This window comes from Brucella pseudogrignonensis, assembly GCF_032190615.1.
In the GTDB taxonomy this organism is placed as follows: Bacteria; Pseudomonadota; Alphaproteobacteria; order Rhizobiales; family Rhizobiaceae; genus Brucella; species Brucella pseudogrignonensis_B.
Genome location: NZ_JAVLAT010000003.1, coordinates 46,389 through 62,569, shown reverse-complemented (window position 1 = coordinate 62,569; position 16,181 = coordinate 46,389). Strand labels below are relative to the sequence as shown.

The window sequence follows — 16,181 nt, the reverse complement described above, 5'->3', positions numbered from 1 at the left end:
GCGATGATTTAAACCGCCTCATCATTTTTCCTGTTTTCAGCTTAGGCGATGTGAGTTATCAATTTTATTATTCAGGCCTTTATGAGCACGCTGTTCCGGCAACTGACGCTAGGTTTTATATCGGATTGACGTAGCTGCGCAACTTGTGTGTCACAGCACCGCGTCGCTGACGGAATTATCTGATCAGTTTTGAAAAGAAATGCCTGGCGGCTTTGGGGTTTCGACGCGTTTCAGACAGAATATCAAAAACATCGCTGTCTGCATCAATTGCACGCTAGAGCCAGAATCTCTTTCCACCGATCATAGTGACGGCCTAGGCTCAGGACTCATTCCTTTCCAAGCCAGAATATAACGGCTGCTGCGAGATCTATTGCTGCTTGGAACACAATCGGGCAGCGATCATAACGGGTAGCAATTCTTCGCCAGTCTTTCAGTCTGCCAAACATGATTTCGATACGATTGCGCCGTTTATATCGGCGTTTGTCATACTTGATAGCCTTCTTGCGGTTTTTGCGCCCCGGTATGCACGGCTTTATCTCTTTGTCTTTTAACCGTTTTCTGAACCAGTCAGCATCATAGCCTCTGTCTGCAAGAAGCCAGTCAACCTTCGGCAGTTTATCGATTAGAACTGCTGCTCCTTTATAGTCGCTGATTTGCCCTGCCGTGACATGGAAACAAATGGGACGCCCCTGCGTATCGGTGACGGCATGCAACTTGGTATTTATGCCACCCTTCGTCCGACCGATCAGGCGTCCAGCGCCCCCTTTTTTAACCGTAGGCTTGAAGCCGTACGGTGTGCTTTCAAATAGGTCGCATCCATCATCACAGTCTTGCCGACTGATGATTGTGAAGACAGGCCTTCAAATATCTGCGCAAATATCCCCTTGTGACACCAACGGTTCCAACGATTATAGAGCGTTTTACAAGGCCCGTATTCCCGAGGGGCATCACACCACCGTAACCCATTGCGAAGAATGAAGATAATTCCACTCAAGACACGCCTGTCATCAACGCGTGGACGTCCATGGCTCTTGGGAAAAAACGGGCGAAGGCGTGACATTTGTCCTTCGCTCAGCCAGTAAAGATTACTCATTGATCAGCCTCCTCAAACGAAACTGAATCACCTCTCCTTTCTGAAATCAATGGGTCCTGAGCCTAGGTCCGTAACCTCCGACGATTCCTGTAGGCAGCGGCGCAAAGATTGTTTTACCGTCCGGGGTCACCCAGCATTCACGCCGGTAATGAATAACCTCAGCGCGCAAAACCACATCCCGAACGTAACAGCTTTTGTAACCTTTAAAACGTGATCCAACCGGAGCATTGGCATGAAGAACAACATCACGGTCAACGCGTTCGACATCCCGTTTTGGTCCACGTGGTTTCTTTTTGCTTGGCTGTTTATCCTGCGCCTTCGCGTCTGTGGCCTTGTCCATGCCTGACGGTTTGAACGGTGGTCGTGGTGGCAGGTTTTTCAGCCGAGCAATCTCATCGCGAAGGAGTTGGTTCTCAACCTTAAGCCGGGTGTTTTCCAGACGAAGCTCGGCATTCTCCTTACGGAGTGCTGCATTCTCAGCTTCCAGTCTCTCAAGACGAGCCTCTGCATGTTCTGCTTTCTCAACCAGACCTGTGACCAGACTGCGCAACGCATTCAGTGAAAGCGTGTCAGCATGCTTGGGCGAGGGAAGCGTTCTCTTCGGCATACCAAAAGAGAATCATGATTTGCCAAAATCAGGAATCCCATAGGCATGAAATATCGATGCGAAACTCGCGATATGCACAGTGTTTGATATTTCTGACTTCGACTCAAAAACAAAAGAACTGCCAACAAATCTGCCCCGGTTACAACCGCAACTGGCCACTGCGCGTCAGCGCGCCCTTGTCGACCAGGTCCTGCAGATCACGGGTCGCGGTGGCACGTGAGGTTTTGGTAATGGCCAGATAATTGTCAGCACTTAAGCCGCCCACAAAGCCTTCGGGCCCGGCTTCAAACAACCGCGCGACGACTTTTTCTTGCCGAGGATTGAGTGCACCCCGGAACCGGTCATAGAAATGCGCTTTGGCAATATAAAAGCGCACCCGCTTGAGCGTCAGTTGTTGCGCTGCGAGCACGGTATGCCCAAACCACACCAGCCATTCTGTTACATCAAGGGTGCGCTGATGTTGTTCCAACTGCGCGTAACAGTGCCGCCGAATTCCCTCAGACAATGGTCGAAGCGCGAGTGGCTGCCGGACATTGTCGGCGATGTGGATTATGCGAGGCCGCAACCCAGACTGTTTGGGGTGAGGGGCCCGAAGACGCTGAGCTCATGATTGTAGGAGAACAGCCGGGTGATCGTGAGGATCTGGAAGGTCGACCGTTCGTAGGTCCGGCAGGTCACCTTTTGCGTGAAGCCATGGTTGCAGCAGGAGCAGAAGTTAGGCAGACATGGCTGACAAATGCAGTCAAGCATTTTAAGTTCACGCCGCGTGGCAAGCACCGCCTGCATCAAAATCCTGACCGGCAGGAAATTCTGCATTGTCGCTGGTGGCTTGGGCTTGAGCTGGCTTTCATCCGTCCACGCATGGTGGTTGCGTTGGGGGCTTCTGCGGCGTTCGCTCTGAGGGATAACAACGCTCCTCTTACTTCGCGACGCGGTCAGGCTGAATTCGGGTTACATGGTGGACCGGTGCTGATCTCCTGGCATCCATCCTATATCTTGCGGTTAAACGACAGTGTCGCGAGAGAACGTGCAAGGCGTGAATTGATCGAAGATATAATCCAGAGCGCTCGCATCGGCGTATCTGTCTGACCCATCAATGTTTCAGCTTCGATCAGGAGAGATCAATGAAAGGAAGCCGCCGGCGCGTTCGGTGTGTTAGTTCACTGACAGCAGTGGCCATTGATGCTCCAATGTCGGCACTTGCCGTAATTCCCTGCACGAAAGGCTGGTCGTGCATCAGATACGGCAGCCCGCCGAACGCAATCTTGCCACGTGCAATGTCCGGTGCCAGCAAAGTGTAGTCGTCTGAAACGTCCGGAATATCCTCTCCGACCGAAACGAGTTGCCGGCGCAGTGACGGAAACGGTAAATCCTTCGTCTTGAGTGGCTTCTGGCCTCGGGCGTCGATGAACACGTCGAATGTCCGTATTGCCGAGCCAATGGCGATGACGGTGTGATCCTCCCTTACGTCCATGTCGTAATCGTGCCCAAGTTCGAGGACGTCTATCAGGCCAGCCTTGCGCAGCGCCAGCAGCCTGCGGATCGATTCCGACGGGATGGCGGCATAGTTGTCGACGAAGACCTTGCAGAGTCCTGTATCGAACCGCTCGCGGTCCTCTTCATTGAGATGCGGGATAATCTCTTGCACGACCTCGTGCAGCCGAAGGATTGCATAGCGCCAGGGGACGGTATGCTTCTCCTGCTTGTTGCGCTCGACTTCTTTGAGATTGTATTCTGCCCAGCGGAACGCATCGTGGTTTTGGCGGTCGGCAAAGTAGGCATCAGCGAAGCTGTCAGCGTCGAGCTTCGAAAGCGAAACACGCTCGCTCCAGGCCGGATCGGCGTCCTCGATTTCGCGCGCGACCAGGGCAAATATCCTGTCAAGCAAGCCACTCTCGTCAGTCTGGATCTCCCTGTTGATCGCCTGCTCCGTAGCAATCTGTAAGGGCTCATACGGGATCGGGCAATAAAAATCCGCTTCTGGCAGGATGCCAGAACGGGACATAAGCGTTATCGCCAGACCTTTACTGTCCGGGTCAAGGTCGAAGCGCAGGCTTTCGTCTTCTTCCTCGATGAAGCTTCCGTGCTGGGCAACGACCGCCATCGCTGCGTCGATGGCGCTGAGCGATGTCCCCATAATGCCCACTTGACACGCCGGTATCCTGGTTTCGATCAGTCCAGACCAGGGGCTGGGAAAATAACTGCGCGTTGCTTCGTCGTCGTCGGGCCAGACGTGGCCGGTGGCTATGACGACGAGATCGAAGAGTTTCGAATCGAGCTTCCCCTCAGTCCAGAGTTTGACACCATCGGCCGTGGCTTCGATATCCGTGACCTCGCAGGATTCGTGCACTTCGACTTCAAAGCCTTTTCGACGCGCTGCCTCGACAAGAGCCAGAAACTGATCCCGGAAATATTCGCCCAGCAGAATGCGAGGCAGGAATTGTCGATCGTGAAGACCTTCCTTGTCGACCCGGTATCGAGCGAGACGCGTCTCGTCCTGCTCGCGCAGCCAGTCCAGATAGGTCGAGGTAATCGGCGGAATCTCGATGCTGGCGATGTTGGCCAGCATCATCCGGCTGTTCTCATCGTCATTATATGGCATGCCTACGCCAGCTTCATCTTCCTTCTCGTAGATCGAGATGGACATTGGCTCTGCGAATTTGAGCAGCGAAAAGAAAGTATAGATCCCGGTCGGTCCGGTGCCGACGATAGCAATGTTCTTCATGGGCGATTACCAATTTCTCCACATTCTAATACGCGCGGTAAACGGCCCGGCTGGGCCGGGCCGCTTGTGTTTGCACTTCGAACATCTCTTCACATCAATTGTATGCTGCGAGATCAGAGCTTGACGGTATCTTCACGCGCCCATAAGCGAAGCTTACGGCAAGACGCGACGAAATCGGTGGCCGCCCTTGCATTGTCGAGCGGGATCAGCCCTTCGTCCATTTCGGGCTCGATACCGGCCTTGGTGAGCAGCGGCATCGCGCCTGCGGTAAAGCCAATGAACTTGCAGTGGGCAAAAGCGTCTGCAACAAAGTCTCTTGCAGTGGACTCGCCGATAAGCCTGTTGACCGCTTCTTCAGATAACACAAGCGCTACAGCATCAAACAATACGGATGGACCACCGTCAATCATATGGTCGGCCTCCATCCAATCGCCGCTGGATGCTTCGAAACCTCCGACCGTCGGCGCAACCAGTTCCACCATTGCGCCTTCCTTCTCCGCGGCGTGCCGGATACCCTTGAGCACCTGTGCATCCGTGCCATCGGCGACAAACACGCCGATCTTTCTGCCCTTGAAGCTGCCGGGTCCGTTCTCAATAATGCTGAGTGCAGGAGACGGAGCAAGATTGTCACGTACGGGCACCATTGCATCCGCAGCCTTCGGCATCTTGCGGATGCCGAGCTTTCCGGCGACCGTTTCCGCAAGGTTGGCATCGATGTTGAGCAAATGAGACACAACACGCTCACGGATCACAGGTGTTTCCACCTTCGACAGTTCGAAGGTCAGCGCCATGGCGATATGTTTTTGCTCCACAGCGGTCTGGCTCAGATAGAACTGCCGCGCCTGGCTGTAATGGTCGGCGAAGCTCTCCGGTCGGAGGCGAACTTTCTGTCCGTCTTCCTGCGCTGCAAACGACCGGAACCCGCGCTTGGGATCAGGCCTCGACCCTTCGCCCCAGGAATTAGGCTGGTAATTTGCTCGTCCGACAGGATTGCGCATCGCCATATGGCCGTCCTGCTGGAGATGGTGAAACGGACACTTTGGCGCATTGATCGGAATATGGGTGAAATTCGGACTGCCCAATCTTTTCAACTGCGTGTCGAGATAGGAGAAATTGCGCCCCTGGAGCAGCGGATCATTCGAGAAGTCGATGCCGGGGGGAACGTTCTGCGTCATGAACGCGACCTGTTCAGTCTCGGCGAAGAAATTGTCCGGCATGCGGTTGAGCACCAGCCGCCCAACCGGCATGGGCTTTATGATTTCTTCCGGGATCAGCTTGGTCGGGTCCAGCACATCGAAGTCGAAGCTGTCGGCAAAATCCTGATCAAAGAGTTGCACGCACAGCTCCCATTCCGGAAAGTCACCCGCTTGGATGGCATTCCAGAGATCGCGCCGATGGAAATCGGGGTCGGCGCCATTGATCTTGACCGCTTCGTTCCATACGACGGATTGGAGGCCAAGTTTCGGCTTCCAGATGAATTTGACAAAGGTCGACTGATCCCTGTCATTCACGAAGCGGAAAGTATGGACGCCAAATCCTTCCATGAAACGGAACGAGCGCGGTATGGCGCGGTCCGACATGATCCACATGATCATGTGCATGGATTCTGGTGTCAGGCTGATGAAGTCCCAAAAATTGTCATGTGCCGACTGGGCCTGCGGGAATGCCCGATCCGGCTCCTCCTTGACGGCGTGGACCATATCGGGGAATCGGATGGCGTCCTGAATGAAGAAGACGGGAATGTTGTTGCCGACAAGATCCCAGTTGCCTTCCTTGGTGTAAATCTTGACGGCGAAGCCCCGGACGTCCCGGGCGAGGTCGAACGAACCCTTCGATCCAGCAACCGTGGAAAAACGGACAAAGACAGGCGTCTTCTCGCCAACCCGTTGGAAAATATCTGCGCGCGTATATTCGCTGAGTGATGCTGTCGTCTCGAAATAGCCATGCGCGCCATAGCCTCGGGCATGAACGACGCGCTCGGGAATACGCTCATGGTCGAAGTGAAAGATTTTTTCCCGGAAATGAAAATCCTCAATCAGCGTAGGACCACGCTGGCCGATCTTCAACGTGTTGAGGTCGTCTGACACCGGCCCACCCTGCGCGGTGGTCATGGCAGGTGTCTTGTCGCCGGCAATCTGATAAAGATCTCCGCCTGGGCCGGCTTCGAGCTTTTGGTCATGAATCTTGAGTGATTTTTGCACATTTGTGGCTTTGTCGGTGGCTGACATAGCTGGCTCCCGTCCGTTATGTGATCTCTATACAAATTGGAAAGGGTGCCGAGTGGCACCCCTGCTTCATGATCACGCAGCCTTGGCGCGTTGGTTGGCCGAAGCATCCGCAAGTTTCGTCAGATCGCTGTCCGTTTTGGACTCTTCCTGAAGCGTCTGATCGAGAAGCTTCGCCGCATCGCTCAGGCCAAGTTCTTTTGCCCACCGTTTCAAAGTTCCATATCGGGTGATTTCGTAGTGCTCGACCGCCTGCGCGGACGAAATCAAGCCGGCGTCGAGCGCCGCTGTATTCTTGAACTCCTCCATGATCTCCTCGCCTTCGGCGATGATCCCTTCGATCGCGTCGCAGGTTTTGCCTCTCGCTGCCTTGCCCATGATCTCGAATACCTGGACAAGTCGTTCGACATGAACCTCCGTCTCTTCGCGATGCTTCTCGAAAGCAGCCTTCAGGTCTTCAGACTGCGCCGCACGTTTCATCTTCGGCAAAGCCTTCAGGATCTTGCGCTCAGCGTAATAGATGTCCTTGAGAGTGTCGTGGAACAGGTCTTCAAGGGTCTTTTCCTTTGCCATGGTACTTCTCCTCTCATGAATTGTCGGATCGATATTTGAGCCCCGAAGACCGCTAAGTTCGCGGAAAAATGTGAGAATTGGCCAGTGTTCCGGTTCAAAGCGAGCATCTTCACCCGTCTTTTAACGCAATGTGATAGCTTAAGTTCCGTAGCTTATCGCTTTCCTCTTAGCTTTCGCATGGTCGAAGATATGCTGGCTTACCGTGGGATCCTCGTCACCCACAAGACGGTGCATGAATGGGCGGAGAAGTTTGGACGTGAATATGCCAATACGATCCGTCGCCGTACCCCACGTCTTGGTGATAAATGGCACCTTGATGAAATGGTCATCACGATCAAGGGTGAGAAGCATTTTCTGTGGCGCGCGGTTGATCAGGATGGCTTTGTACTGGATGTTCTTGTTCAGAAGCGCCGCAATACCAAGGCTGCTAAGCGTTTCATGCGTAAACTTCTGCGTAGCCAGGGCTGTTCAGCGCGCGTCATGGTTAGCGATAAGCTGAGGTCTTATGGCGCTGCCAAACGAGAACTGGGGATGAGCGTTTGCGATCATCGTCAGCACAAAGGCTTGAACAACCGCGCTGAGAATTCGCACCAGCCCATCCGACGACGAGAGCGGGTCATGAAGCGCTTTAAATCAGCGCGACACGTGCAACGCTTCACATCCATTCACGACCCGGTCTACAATCTCCACTACTTTCCCCGCGACCTTCTCTCCTCAGCAGACCATCGCGAGCTGCGTCAGACCGCCACAAACATGTGGCGTGAAATCGCATGCCTGAAAGCTGCATAATTTCAGCGTCATAGACAAAATTGCGGACTTGCTCAGGTTAACGTAACAGTGCCTATTGGCGATAAAGTGAGGAACGAGATTCGATCATGGCCTATTTTCGCAGCTTATGCTTGCGCCAGAGTTAAGGTAACTGTGCCGTCAAGCGTCTTCAGCGCTTCGATGATTTCGTCATATGAGACGGCCTTATCGGTTCCAGGATAAAGGCGAAGAGCCGGACTGGAATCGATGGCAAAGATGTCGGATGCCCACGACGCAAGAATGGCGCGTTTCTCGTCTATGTCGATATCGTCGGCTGCAAGAACGTCTCGGGGATGACCGAAATGTTGGACCGGATGATGCAGATGCTCGGCGCTAATTGCTGCTGGTTTCTCCGGAATCAAATTTTCCAATCTTTCCTTTCTCATAGCTTGCCCCCCTTTGATGCCAGGCGGATGGTTTCGGTTGCATGTGGCGCAGGTCGTTAGTACGCCCGGTGATCGAACACGCCTCGCGCGGCCTCGACCATTGTTTCTAGATGGCTCGGTTCGCGAACACCTTGCCTGTATAATTCCACAGTGATGGCCGCCATCCGCTCCGCTTCCTCAGTTTCCTTGGTAACTCCAGCTCTCGATCGAATGTCATCGAAAACCCTCTGACAGACAACAAGGTCTCTGGAATAGAGTGGTTGGGGTGAGCGCTTGGTTGTAGTCTGAACCATGTTTATCTCCTCATTAGAGGCTCACCCCCAGCGGGGGCGAGCCAAAGACAATCGCTTAGAAATCCATGGCGGCGCTAGCCGGCAGGGCTGGAGTGGCTTCCTTTTTGGGCTTCTCTGCGATCATCGCTTCCGTTGTCACCAGAAGACCGGCAACCGAGGCTGCGTCCTGCAGCGCAGTGCGCACAACCTTGGCCGGATCGATCACGCCCTGGGCATAGAGATCGCCATATTCGCCGGTTTGGGCGTTCCAGCCGTAGGAGAAGTCGGTATTCTCGCGCAGCTTGCCGACGATCACCGAACCTTCGGCGCCGGCATTCTCGGCAATCTGGCGCACCGGCGCTTCGATCGCGCGGCGGACGATTTCGACGCCGACCTTCTGGTCCTGGTTGGCGGTTGTGAGATTGTCGAGTGCCTTGACGGCGCGGAGCAGCGCGACGCCGCCGCCCGGCAAGATGCCTTCTTCGACCGCCGCACGGGTGGCATGCAGCGCATCGTCGACGCGGTCCTTCTTTTCCTTGACCTCGACTTCCGTGGACCCGCCGACACGGATGACAGCGACGCCCCCGGCAAGCTTGGCAAGACGTTCCTGCAGCTTCTCGCGGTCGTAGTCAGAGGTGGTTTCCTCGATCTGGGCGCGGATCTGGGCAACTCGACCGTCGATCTGCGCCTTGGAACCGACACCATCGATAATGGTGGTGTTCTCTTTCTCGATCGCCACCTTTTTGGCCCGACCGAGCATGTTGAGCGTGACGTTTTCGAGCTTGATGCCGAGGTCTTCGGAGATGACTGTGCCGCCCGTCAGGATGGCGATATCTTCCAGCATGGCCTTGCGGCGGTCACCGAAGCCCGGAGCCTTGACGGCAGCGATCTTCAGACCGCCGCGTAGCTTGTTGACGACGAGGGTTGCAAGCGCTTCGCCTTCAACGTCTTCAGCGATGATGACGAGCGGTTTGCCGGACTGGACGACGGCTTCGAGAACCGGCAGCATCGCCTGCAGGTTCGACAACTTCTTCTCATGGATCAGGATATAGGGATCTTCCAGTTCCACCCGCATCTTGTCTTGGTTGGTGACGAAGTAGGGGCTGAGATAGCCGCGATCGAACTGCATGCCTTCGACGACTTCGAGTTCGGTTTCAGCGGTCTTGGCTTCTTCGACAGTTATAACACCTTCGTTGCCGACTTTCTCCATCGCCTCGGCAAGATAACGACCGATCTCGGTATCTCCGTTGGCAGAGATGGTACCAACTTGAGCAATTTCGGAATTGCTGGTGATCTTGCGGGCGTTGGTCTTCAACTCCTTGACAACCGCATCGACGGCGAGATCGATGCCACGCTTCAGGTCCATCGGATTCATGCCGGAGGCGACGGCCTTGGCGCCTTCCTTGACGATTGCCTGGGCCAGAACGGTAGACGTTGTGGTGCCGTCGCCAGCAAGATCGTTGGTCTTGGAGGCAACTTCGCGCAGCATCTGCGCGCCCATGTTCTCGAACTTGTCTTCAAGCTCGATTTCCTTTGCGACCGAAACGCCGTCCTTGGTGATACGAGGGGCGCCGAAGGACTTGTCGATGACGACGTTTCTACCCTTGGGGCCGAGGGTGACCTTCACGGCATTAGCGAGCACATCGACCCCACGCAGCATGCGTTCACGGGCATCGGTGTGGAACTTGACTTCTTTCGCAGCCATTTCTTTAACTCCTCAATAGGCAGCTATCTGACGGATGGGTTGGATTGACTGGTATCGCCTCAGGCGGCCTTTTTCTGCTCGGCCTGGGCTTCGATGATGCCCATGACATCGCTTTCCTTCATGATCAGCAGGTCTTCGCTATTGATCTTGATCTCGGTGCCTGACCATTTGCCGAACAGGATGCGATCGCCTACCTTGACGTCGAGCGCCTGGATCTGTCCGGACTCATTGCGCGAGCCGGGACCAACGGCGATGACCTCGCCTTCCTGCGGCTTTTCCTTGGCGGTGTCGGGAATGATGATGCCGCCCTTGGTCTTTTCTTCGGATTCGACCCGGCGGACGAGAATGCGATCATGTAGCGGTCGGAACGACATGTTTTCCTCCGTTGAGCAAAAATGATGACGTTGTTCCCTCTGCCCGGACCGAATGATCGGTCCGGGCGGGTGCAAAACCTCAAGTCGAGCATTTTGCGCAAAATGATCTGGTTTTGAGATTTTTCGATTTCAAGAGGGAGAGACGAAAAAATTAGCACTCGTCTTCTGATGCTACTAACATACTGGAAAGGAACAATAAACGGCGCGATTGCGTTTAAAAATCAGTTGATGGTCGTGAAATTTTGCGACACACTTCACAGTGTCATGAAACGGAGATGAAGCATGCAATTCTCATCGGATCTGGAACGTCAGCTCAAAGGCTACGGCCTCACCACCGCGCACATCCTCTATCGCATTCCTGATTTCGAATCCGTGCTGCAGACCTATGTCTGGCAAGACTACGATCTGGCACCCGATTTTCCTGAGATGCACAGGTTCCTGGATTTCTGGCAGTCCAGGCTTGAAGGCCCGCTCCATTCTGTCCGCTATACGCATCAGTGCTTGATCGGACCGAATGAATGGCGCCGCGTCGAAGGCGAGTTCAAGCTTCACTGAGGTCTTGAACAGAAATTTCGGCGTTGTCACGTTAACTGGGCTACAGTTGCCTTCCTGACGGTTTGGGCGTAAATTTTGGCGATGCAGACATCAGATATCATCTTCAAGCGTCACCGTTTTCCGCCACAGATCGTTGCTCATGCGGTGTGGCTTTATCTGCGGTTCAACCTTAGTCTGCGTGAAGTTGAAGAAATGCTGCTTGAGCGTGGAATCGACGTATCATGCGAGACAGTTCGTCGTTGGATCGCCAAGTTCGGCCCCCAGATCACACGCAACTTGCGGCGGCGTCAGGCGCGCCCCGGCGATATTTGGTATTTGGACGAAGTGGTCGTCAAATGCGCTGGAGAGAAATTCTGGCTCTGGCGTGCGGTGGATCAACATGGCTCCGTTCTCGAAGAAATCTTGCAGAAGCGGCGTGATAAAAGGGCGGCAAAGCGACTGCTCGTGGCGTTAATGAAGCGCTATAGCTTTGCTCCCAAACGGATCATCACCGATAAGCTCCGCTCCTACGGTGCAGCAAAGGCAGAAGTGGCACCCGGCCTTGACCATTGGTCGCACAAGGGCCTCAATAATCGGGCTGAAAATAGCCATCTGCCGTTTCGAAAACGGGAGCGAACCATGCAAGGTCATCGGTCACCTGGAGCGTTGCAACGGTTCGTCTCCATGCACTCAGCGACCCGCAATTGTTTCTCTGTTCCATCTCGTCGCCGAGCCGCACAAACAATTCGCTACCATCGCCTCGAAGCTTTCGATGCATGGAAAATTGCGGCCAGTGTCGCATGAATATCTACGAGCCCCTGGTCTTTCCGGCCAGAGAAACTTAACGTGACAACACCAGCGGCGCCAATCTCGCCGGAGCCGAGGCTGTAAACAATATCCTGAAAATCACGGGGCACAGCAAGATGATTGAAATTCTTCAGGTCAAATATCTCAATAACATCCTTGAGCAGGATCATCGGTTCATCAAGCGGATCACAAAGCCGATGATGGGCTTCAAAGCGTTGCATTCAGCTTCAGCAACAATCGCAGGCATCGAAGTCGCACATATGATCCGCAAGAACCAATTTGCAAATGACAACCGCTCGCCATTCGAGGTCTTTGCGGAACTCGCAGCATAAGTGTGTCCGCAGAGAAGGCCGACTATAACCCGCTAAAAAATTTACGACGGAGCCAGTTCGGCGGTATGGACACATCCATGGTCAGCCAAATGAAAAGTACTTGTCACAACCCGCTAACCAACGGGTTGTGTATGCTTACAGTATTATTCGCCTCATTCAGGAATGACTGCTCCAATTGCTTTCAGTCCCGCCACTGCACATTCTGCGTCAATCGCTCCTGTGGGTGCTCCACCTACACCAATGCCACCGAGCAGAGCTTCACCAATTTTAATCGGCAAACCACCAGCTTGAATAACCATGCGTGGATCCATATCCCGCATGCCTGAATTTTCCTGTTGTGCGGTGATAAAGCTGGCAAGTCCAGCCGTGTCGCGACCCAGCGCAGCAGAAGTAAAAGCTTTACCTTCAGCACTTGAGCCAGTATGCGGGCCAGAATTGTCAGCTTTCAATAGAACCTTGGTGTTACCATCGCGCGCAACGATCGCGACACTCACATTGCTGCCTTTGGTAGCGCACGCATCTAACGCTGCCTGTGCTGATTTAACCGCTAATTCAACTGGCAAATAAGAAGTGGTTGGCAGTTCCTGCGCTATCGAAGTGACAGGAAGAAGAAATACTGATGTAAATAAGAGGCCACGGATCATAGTTTCACTCCATTTTTCATGAGAAACTTAATTGCATGATCTTTATATTTTTAGTGATATTAACAAAAGGTTTTCTTCTAGCATTATTCGATTAAAGCACCGGCTATATTAGTATTTTTATTCCCAATAATCTTCGCAATGAAGCCAATCACTTGGCGGGGAAGGTGATTATAATTTTAATATTTTATCTATAACCAAAATGATTAAGGCTGATTTAGTCTATAATTATCGTTGTCCCAGCGTTGGAAACGATCTAGACTGGCGTCCTCGTATGACGTTCCTTTTCTTTAGCAAGGCCTGTAACAGCAACCTCAATCCGCGATCCCTTCATTAAGTCATCGTAGAAATTAGCAACTTTAAACACGTGGCGCGGATCTCTTAGCTTTTAAAGTAATGTGCAGATGAGGCAGCAACCCGGACCGTAGAGACCCTTCGGGTAAACATGTCATCAAGACTATGAACGGTACGATGCGCAAACATCTATCAGCGCAGAATATTATCCGCATTGCAGACGCTTACGCGATGTGCATTGCAATGCTTCAATCTCCGGCCGCGAGCGACTTGCCACATCTTTATAAAAAGATGATCAAAGGAATTTTCCTCGATACTGGCAAGAAACACCTTAAAGGTGGCACTTCTCTTTCAGCTGCCAGTGACGAGTTAAAAGCATTCCGCCGCGACAGCCGTGAATCGAAGGCAATCGATAACAAATTCGAGCCGACAAATTCAGTCTTCGAGAAACTGAAAAATGTCAGATCATTCGATTATGTATAGACACGGCCTACAGTTGATTTTTGAAGATCTGTCCGTCCTTCATAATCACGAGTAATTTGTTGCTTGGATCAGCTAACAGAGCGATATCAGCAATCGGGTCACCGTCCACTAAAAGCAAGTCAGCAAGCGCACCTTCTTCGACAACACCCAGCTTACCCGGATAAGGATTGCGCCGGTCAGATAGCGCTAAAAGCTCGGCATTGTCTGTGGTTGCCATTTTAAGGACTTCAGCAGGCGTGTACCACCGCGTCATCGTCGCGAGTTGCGATCCCTGCTGTGCGGCGCGTGCGGCATCAAAAAGGATGTCCGTGCCAAAAGCAACTTTTACACCGTATTTCTTAGCCAATTTATATGCATTATCTGTACCAGCACGAACTGCCGCTGAACTCGCCTGTCCATCGCCGTGTGCATGTTGGTTCGCATTTTCGTCATCAAGAAACGGCTGAAGGCTCCACCAGATCCCCTTCTCAGCCATCAATTTTACGGTCTCTTCATCCGCAAGCTGACCATGATCAATAACCTTGACACCAGCTTCAATCGCATTGCGGATGGGTTCCGGCGTATAGGCGTGAACCGTTACATAGGTGCCCCAATTTGCAGCAGCCTCTACCGCCGCACGGATCTCTTTTACACTCAATTGAACCGTATCAAGCGGACCATAGGGCGATGACACTCCGCCGCCAGAAACCACTTTAATCTGGCTCGCACCTTGCAATAATTGCTCTCGGGTTCGCTTTCGTACTTCATCCGGTGAATCAACTATAGCAGACATGCCTACACGTTCTGCGTAACTCAATGCTCCTGATGGTGAAGGTATTTCAGACAACATACGAAAATCACCATGACCGCCTGTCTGAGAAATCATAGCGCCGGATGGCCAAATGCGCGGACCCGAAATAACGCCCCTGTCGATGGCCATCTTAAGACCAAACGACGGGCCACCTAAATCTCGAACACTGGTAAAGCCACGCATTAAAGTTGCTTCAGCCTCAGCGCCGGCCAGCAATGTAACGAAATTTATAGGCGCCGTTGTCGCAACTGCCATCGAAGGAGCAACCATGAACGTGTGCCAGTGCGCATCTATGAGGCCTGGCATCAGCGTACGTCCTTCACCCGCAATCTGGATTGCAGCATCATCCACAATGATCGGATCAGAGGAAATTCTAGCAATCTGATTACCGGAAACCAGCACGTTCATAGGTGACGTCAACTTCGAGCCGTCAAAAATTCGGACATTCGAAAAAATGGTGTCAGGCTGTGAGGGCGTTTGCGCTTGTATCGCGGTTACTGTGAGGAATACCTGCACTGAACTTATCAGCATTATACCAAGTGACTTTAGCATCTAATTTCCCCGAACTAATAATCCGTATGATTTGTCGTTCCCAAGTCATGCTAGTTGGGAAGCCGCATTAAAAACGATATGTAACCCCGAGCACAGGGCCGCTAAATCGAACGTCATAGACGTGGCCACGATGCTTATAATCGACATCCAGCATTTTATAGCCGGCGGACATCGATAGATTTTGAGTAAGCGTATAATTGACCGTAGACAAAAAAGACCAGGTCAAATCAGATCCGACACTGAATCCGCCGATATCTGCCTGCGCTTGTAGGGACAGCCTGTCTGCCAGATTGACAAATACACGGGACCCAACCACGGGATCAACCCAACTGAAGCTCTCGTGATAACTCTCTGATCGTCCTAAACCGCTTGCGGTGATTTCGTTGGAGATATGCCAAATACGGATACCGCCCAGTGCATCAAGAGTAAGACCGGGAACATCGAAGACGCGATACCCCCCTTGAAGGGTTCCCATAAATTGCTTTGTGTCTAGATTTCCTTTTACATCTATCGCTGGCAGCTGAGACGTTCCCGGAAATCTGTAAGTATCACTGTCTGTTGTATCGGTGTACATCACATTCGCAGAAAGCACGAAGCGGTCATATCGGCCCCAAATATTTACGAAACCTGCAACATTGAGCCCATCCCTGCCGTCTGAGAATGAACGATCTACTCCCACCGTTGGCCCCGGCCCAAATGGCGAAACCGCTCCTCTCAGCCCAGTTGCCCAAATATAGGGTGTAATTTGCAGTGCGAAGCTTGGGCGTCCTGTCCCGAGCTCAACGTTCGGCTCATTATAGACCGAATCTGCCGCACAAACATTTTGCGGAAAACATATCGCCAGTCCGAATATCAAAACACGCCAATTCAAAATGATGCCCCTTCCCCACGAATATCGCCTTATGAAGCGCTGAAACCAACACTGCAATATTCAAAATAAGAAGTCACAGATTCCTAAACAGAATACAATGCCCTTGAAAG

The 16,181-nt window shown here is 52.8% G+C and carries 16 protein-coding genes and 3 pseudogenes; 6 read left to right on the top strand and 13 right to left on the bottom strand.

Features of this window, described 5'->3' with window-relative positions; genetic code table 11:
* Nucleotides 1-326: 326 nt before the first annotated feature.
* The 3 genes from RI570_RS18135 to RI570_RS18125 form a co-directional block, all read right to left on the bottom strand.
* Nucleotides 327-1,093 (bottom strand): IS5 family transposase gene (locus RI570_RS18135; RefSeq protein ID WP_313829875.1). Its coding sequence is split into 2 segments (ribosomal slippage): nt 327-770 and nt 773-1,093, totalling 765 coding nucleotides; the frame shifts between segments, so codons are not numbered across the junction.
* Nucleotides 1,094-1,139: 46 nt separating this feature from the next.
* The gene (locus RI570_RS18130) at nt 1,140-1,700 is read right to left on the bottom strand and encodes a hypothetical protein (protein ID WP_313830146.1); all 561 of its coding nucleotides are present in this window, start codon (nt 1,698-1,700) and stop codon (nt 1,140-1,142) included.
* Nucleotides 1,701-1,839: 139 nt separating this feature from the next.
* Nucleotides 1,840-2,169, bottom strand: coding sequence for a hypothetical protein (locus RI570_RS18125; RefSeq protein WP_409558702.1), 330 nt, complete (start codon nt 2,167-2,169; stop codon nt 1,840-1,842).
* Nucleotides 2,170-2,204: 35 nt separating this feature from the next.
* Between RI570_RS18125 and RI570_RS18120 the strand changes: the two genes are divergently transcribed.
* Complete coding sequence (locus RI570_RS18120; protein ID WP_313830145.1) at nt 2,205-2,789, top strand: UdgX family uracil-DNA binding protein; 585 nt, start codon at nt 2,205-2,207, stop codon at nt 2,787-2,789.
* A gap of 22 nt (nt 2,790-2,811) precedes the next feature.
* Here RI570_RS18120 and RI570_RS18115 read toward each other — a convergent pair whose 3' ends face one another.
* The 3 genes from RI570_RS18115 to RI570_RS18105 all read right to left on the bottom strand — a co-directional run bounded on the left by RI570_RS18115 (nt 2,812) and on the right by RI570_RS18105 (nt 7,223).
* Nucleotides 2,812-4,425: an FAD-NAD(P)-binding protein gene (locus tag RI570_RS18115; protein WP_313830144.1), complete on the bottom strand. Its 1,614-nt coding sequence runs from the start codon at nt 4,423-4,425 to the stop codon at nt 2,812-2,814.
* A 113-nt stretch (nt 4,426-4,538) separates the two neighbouring features.
* Complete coding sequence (locus RI570_RS18110; protein WP_313830143.1) at nt 4,539-6,653, bottom strand: catalase; 2,115 nt, start codon at nt 6,651-6,653, stop codon at nt 4,539-4,541.
* 72 nt (nt 6,654-6,725) lie between these two features.
* On the bottom strand, nt 6,726-7,223 hold the full coding sequence (locus RI570_RS18105) for a ferritin-like domain-containing protein (protein ID WP_313830142.1): 498 nt from the start codon (nt 7,221-7,223) through the stop codon (nt 6,726-6,728).
* Nucleotides 7,224-7,376: 153 nt separating this feature from the next.
* Between RI570_RS18105 and RI570_RS18100 the strand changes: the two are divergent.
* Nucleotides 7,377-8,012 (top strand): annotated as a pseudogene (locus tag RI570_RS18100) (IS6 family transposase); the annotation flags it as partial.
* A 137-nt stretch (nt 8,013-8,149) separates the two neighbouring features.
* On the opposite strand, the pseudogene RI570_RS18095 reads toward RI570_RS18100, so the two are convergent.
* From RI570_RS18095 to RI570_RS18080, 4 genes and pseudogenes are all read right to left on the bottom strand, one after another.
* Nucleotides 8,150-8,416, bottom strand: a pseudogene (locus tag RI570_RS18095) (hypothetical protein); the annotation flags it as partial.
* A 56-nt stretch (nt 8,417-8,472) separates the two neighbouring features.
* On the bottom strand, nt 8,473-8,709 hold the full coding sequence (locus RI570_RS18090; RefSeq protein WP_313830141.1) for a hypothetical protein: 237 nt from the start codon (nt 8,707-8,709) through the stop codon (nt 8,473-8,475).
* A gap of 55 nt (nt 8,710-8,764) precedes the next feature.
* On the bottom strand, nt 8,765-10,393 hold the full coding sequence (gene groL / locus RI570_RS18085; protein ID WP_313830140.1) for a chaperonin GroEL: 1,629 nt from the start codon (nt 10,391-10,393) through the stop codon (nt 8,765-8,767).
* Between the two features lie 59 nt (nt 10,394-10,452).
* On the bottom strand, nt 10,453-10,767 hold the full coding sequence (locus tag RI570_RS18080; protein WP_313830139.1) for a co-chaperone GroES: 315 nt from the start codon (nt 10,765-10,767) through the stop codon (nt 10,453-10,455).
* A 282-nt stretch (nt 10,768-11,049) separates the two neighbouring features.
* Here RI570_RS18080 and RI570_RS18075 point away from each other — a divergent pair, with 282 nt between their 5' ends.
* The 3 genes and pseudogenes from RI570_RS18075 to RI570_RS18065 all read left to right on the top strand — a co-directional run.
* The gene (locus tag RI570_RS18075) at nt 11,050-11,322 is read left to right on the top strand and encodes an aspartate-semialdehyde dehydrogenase (RefSeq protein WP_313830138.1); all 273 of its coding nucleotides are present in this window, start codon (nt 11,050-11,052) and stop codon (nt 11,320-11,322) included.
* A gap of 81 nt (nt 11,323-11,403) precedes the next feature.
* Nucleotides 11,404-12,105, top strand: a complete 702-nt coding sequence (locus tag RI570_RS18070; protein ID WP_313830130.1) for an IS6 family transposase — start codon at nt 11,404-11,406, stop codon at nt 12,103-12,105.
* A gap of 53 nt (nt 12,106-12,158) precedes the next feature.
* Nucleotides 12,159-12,440 (top strand): annotated as a pseudogene (locus RI570_RS18065) (DDE-type integrase/transposase/recombinase); the annotation flags it as partial.
* Between the two features lie 152 nt (nt 12,441-12,592).
* On the opposite strand, the gene RI570_RS18060 reads toward RI570_RS18065, so the two are convergent.
* Nucleotides 12,593-13,084, bottom strand: a complete 492-nt coding sequence (locus RI570_RS18060; RefSeq protein WP_313830137.1) for a GlcG/HbpS family heme-binding protein — start codon at nt 13,082-13,084, stop codon at nt 12,593-12,595.
* Nucleotides 13,085-13,552: 468 nt separating this feature from the next.
* On the opposite strand from RI570_RS18060, the gene RI570_RS18055 reads away from it, so the two are divergent.
* The gene (locus RI570_RS18055) at nt 13,553-13,858 is read left to right on the top strand and encodes a hypothetical protein (RefSeq protein WP_313830136.1); all 306 of its coding nucleotides are present in this window, start codon (nt 13,553-13,555) and stop codon (nt 13,856-13,858) included.
* A gap of 7 nt (nt 13,859-13,865) precedes the next feature.
* Here the strand turns inward: RI570_RS18055 and RI570_RS18050 are convergent, their stop codons facing one another.
* Complete coding sequence (locus tag RI570_RS18050; protein WP_313830135.1) at nt 13,866-15,200, bottom strand: amidohydrolase family protein; 1,335 nt, start codon at nt 15,198-15,200, stop codon at nt 13,866-13,868.
* Nucleotides 15,201-15,267: 67 nt separating this feature from the next.
* On the bottom strand, nt 15,268-16,071 hold the full coding sequence (locus RI570_RS18045) for an opacity family porin (protein WP_313830134.1): 804 nt from the start codon (nt 16,069-16,071) through the stop codon (nt 15,268-15,270).
* Nucleotides 16,072-16,181: the final 110 nt, after the last annotated feature.

What these genes read in the sequence shown, in the direction of transcription:
- RI570_RS18105 (WP_313830142.1), bottom strand. Translation starts at nt 7,223, where the DNA reads ATGGCAAAGGAAAAGACCCTTGAAGACCTGTTCCACGACACTCTCAAG.
- groL (WP_313830140.1), bottom strand. Translation starts at nt 10,393, where the DNA reads ATGGCTGCGAAAGAAGTCAAGTTCCACACCGATGCCCGTGAACGCATG.
- RI570_RS18130 (WP_313830146.1), bottom strand. Translation starts at nt 1,700, where the DNA reads ATGCCGAAGAGAACGCTTCCCTCGCCCAAGCATGCTGACACGCTTTCA.
- RI570_RS18115 (WP_313830144.1), bottom strand. Translation starts at nt 4,425, where the DNA reads ATGAAGAACATTGCTATCGTCGGCACCGGACCGACCGGGATCTATACT.
- RI570_RS18110 (WP_313830143.1), bottom strand. Translation starts at nt 6,653, where the DNA reads ATGTCAGCCACCGACAAAGCCACAAATGTGCAAAAATCACTCAAGATT.
- RI570_RS18080 (WP_313830139.1), bottom strand. Translation starts at nt 10,767, where the DNA reads ATGTCGTTCCGACCGCTACATGATCGCATTCTCGTCCGCCGGGTCGAA.
- RI570_RS18060 (WP_313830137.1), bottom strand. Translation starts at nt 13,084, where the DNA reads ATGATCCGTGGCCTCTTATTTACATCAGTATTTCTTCTTCCTGTCACT.
- RI570_RS18070 (WP_313830130.1), top strand. Translation starts at nt 11,404, where the DNA reads ATGCAGACATCAGATATCATCTTCAAGCGTCACCGTTTTCCGCCACAG.
- RI570_RS18050 (WP_313830135.1), bottom strand. Translation starts at nt 15,200, where the DNA reads ATGCTAAAGTCACTTGGTATAATGCTGATAAGTTCAGTGCAGGTATTC.
- RI570_RS18090 (WP_313830141.1), bottom strand. Translation starts at nt 8,709, where the DNA reads ATGGTTCAGACTACAACCAAGCGCTCACCCCAACCACTCTATTCCAGA.
- RI570_RS18055 (WP_313830136.1), top strand. Translation starts at nt 13,553, where the DNA reads ATGCGCAAACATCTATCAGCGCAGAATATTATCCGCATTGCAGACGCT.
- RI570_RS18120 (WP_313830145.1), top strand. Translation starts at nt 2,205, where the DNA reads ATGGTCGAAGCGCGAGTGGCTGCCGGACATTGTCGGCGATGTGGATTA.
- RI570_RS18075 (WP_313830138.1), top strand. Translation starts at nt 11,050, where the DNA reads ATGCAATTCTCATCGGATCTGGAACGTCAGCTCAAAGGCTACGGCCTC.